2 protein-coding genes are annotated in these 2,676 nt (G+C 36.1%); both read left to right on the top strand.

Going from position 1 to position 2,676, the window contains the following annotated elements:
• Positions 1-2,017 (top strand): RHS repeat domain-containing protein (locus ABMQ40_RS16505; RefSeq protein ID WP_370901584.1); only part of this gene is annotated, 2,017 nt, incomplete at its 5' end.
• 5 nt (positions 2,018-2,022) lie between these two features.
• Positions 2,023-2,436 carry a hypothetical protein gene (locus ABMQ40_RS16510; protein ID WP_370901586.1) on the top strand — a complete coding sequence of 138 codons (414 nt, stop codon included), beginning with the start codon at positions 2,023-2,025 and terminating at the stop codon, positions 2,434-2,436.
• The last annotated feature ends 240 nt before the right edge of the window (positions 2,437-2,676 follow it).

A 2,676-nucleotide genomic window follows, 5' to 3' on the forward strand; every position in this document is an offset into this window, starting at 1 on the left:
AGTAGCTTCCAATCCTTTGCAAAGCATTGACTACACTTACAATATCCGGGGATGGTTAACTAAAATCAATGATCCGGCTAATCTGGGTGGAGACTTATTCGCCTATTCACTTAAATATACCTCTCCCGCGAATACTTCCCTTTCATCAGCCCGCTACAATGGCAACATTGCGGAGATAGACTGGAAAACCGCCAAGGATGGAATGCTGAAAAGATATTCTTATCAGTATGATCCGCTGGGCAGACTTAAAAAAGGGTTGTATTCCGAACCTACGGCTTCCGTGCCTGAAAACGGGTTCTTCAATGAAGAAATGAGTTATGATCTCAATGGGAACATCACCGCGCTTCAGAGAAACACTAATGTTGTTTCTACCGCAACGCAGATTGATAATCTAACCTATACTTATACCGGGAACCGCCTGAATACTGTGACTGATGGTAGTCAGAATTATGATGGTTATCCGGATGTATCCGGAAACCCTATTGCCTACGATGATAATGGAAATATGAAGGACCATAAGGATAAGGGAATCCTGCAGATGGATTATAATTACCTGGACCTTGCAGACTATATTAAATTTGACCAGACCTATGTTTCAAGGCTATTCGGGGTCATCAACAATGTCAATACAAGGTATACTTACCGTGCTGACGGAACAAAGCTTAAAAAAGTTTACACTTTCGGCTCAGGGAAAACAAACCTGGAAACTTATAAAATAACGGAATACCTCAATGGTTTCCAGTATGAGGTAACGGCATCTGATGACCGTGCACCTCAGGTATTGAAATTTATTCCCACTGCGGAAGGGTACTATAACTTTGAAAATAATAAGTATATTTACAGCTATACAGACCATCTGGGAAATGTGCGTTTAAGTTACTTTAACAATGGTACGGGAGCAGAAGTTCTTACAGAAAACAATTATTATCCTTTCGGGCTAAAGCATAATCCTTATTTCGAAATAGGCATAGATACTACCTACAAATACCAATACAATGGAAAAGAGCTTCAGGAAGAATCCGGGATGTATGATTACGGTTGGAGGCAGTATATGCCAGAGGTGGGAAGATGGAACGGAATAGATCAATTAGCAGAAAGCTATCAGGCTACAAGCCCTTTTGCCTATGTGCTGAATAACCCTATTAATATGTTTGATCCGGATGGAAGGCTTTCCGTTGCCTTTATGGACGAGATCAGGTCTTCTCCCTCCGGTACGGTCTGGACCAATAATGGAGATGGGTTTACCAACAACTGGGGAGGAATGATGGATTATGCCGGGAATCCTATCAATTATTCCGGCTATAATTTTATAAGCAGGGCTCTAAGTGGTAATGGCGGAGGCGGAGGCGATGTAGCCGGAACTATACTTTTGGACGGAATAACCCTAACAGGAAAACACAACCAATGGGGCCAGTCTTTTCAGAATGCGTTTAACGCTTTAATGAATGATTGGAACTTTCAGCAACTGGCTGGAGAAAGAGCAAAAGCATTGATGTGGGTGAGGAATGACGGACCCATACGGTATATTGGCGGTGCGGGTGATCCCGTAGGTATTTTTGATATTGGGGGACAAGTTATAAGTACTTGGAAACCCGAAAACCAATATATTGCAATGGCTGTCAGTATTGTTGGAGCTGTTGTATTAAAGAAACCGGGACTAGCAGTAACAGAGATGCAGGCTGAAAAGAATCTTGCATTAGGTCTAGGGGATGATTTATTTACATTTGCTAAATCTAAAAATTTTGATACATATAGAGCTTTCTCTACAGGCTTTCAAGAAAAAAAGATTTTAAATGCAATGGAAAGTTATGATCAATTGCATTTTAATGTGACAGGTTTTAGTAAATATCAATTTTCTAAATTTAATCCCCTTAAACCCTTAAATTATAAAAATTATACTAATTGGGAAATGCATACTATATTCAATAATCCTAGTCTATTAAATAAAACTACCTTTTATAGAAAAGTAGGTAGTGAATATGAAATATTATCAAATTATTCACCTTTTGGTTATTAAAATTTATGAAAACACTACAATACAATTCAAGTAGGACATTTAAATTATGGGCTTATACAGTGAGTCATTCTTCTCTTCTAATTCGAAGTGAAATGCAATATCCAGATCAAGAAAATTATTCAGAAGAAACAGTATATAATATTGATCTAGAATTTTGGGCTATAAACTATATCGATATTCCTTCAAAATTTAATGAACTCATTATTAGAGAAATTAAAGAGCAGGAATTGCCACCAAAAATTAATAGAGATTTATTAATATATGATATGAAAATATTTCAACTTGAATCAAATGGAGGCAAATATTATATAATTGCTGGCGGTCTCTTGATAGGAAAAAATAAATGGGAGAATAAAGATCGGATTTTTGATTACAACTCTAACCTGGAGCATGATGAAATCCTATTTCAAATTAGATAAAAATGGTATGAATAATTTCAAATATGTTGGTTTCTTTTATTGGAGTTGCTGCCTTTATTAGGAACGATTTATACTCTTTAACTTTAAGAGTATGAAAAAGATCAGAAAAAATGGAGGTGCTATCTTTTTTAAGACAAAAAGTTTATATCTTTTGTACTTTTTTAATGGGATAAAATGTTAAAAACAATTAGGATGTTGAGAAATCAACATCCTAATTTTAAATTAAAATAAAAAAGTATT

This window comes from Chryseobacterium gossypii, from assembly GCF_041361455.1.
Lineage (GTDB): Bacteria > Bacteroidota > Bacteroidia > Flavobacteriales > Weeksellaceae > Chryseobacterium > Chryseobacterium gossypii.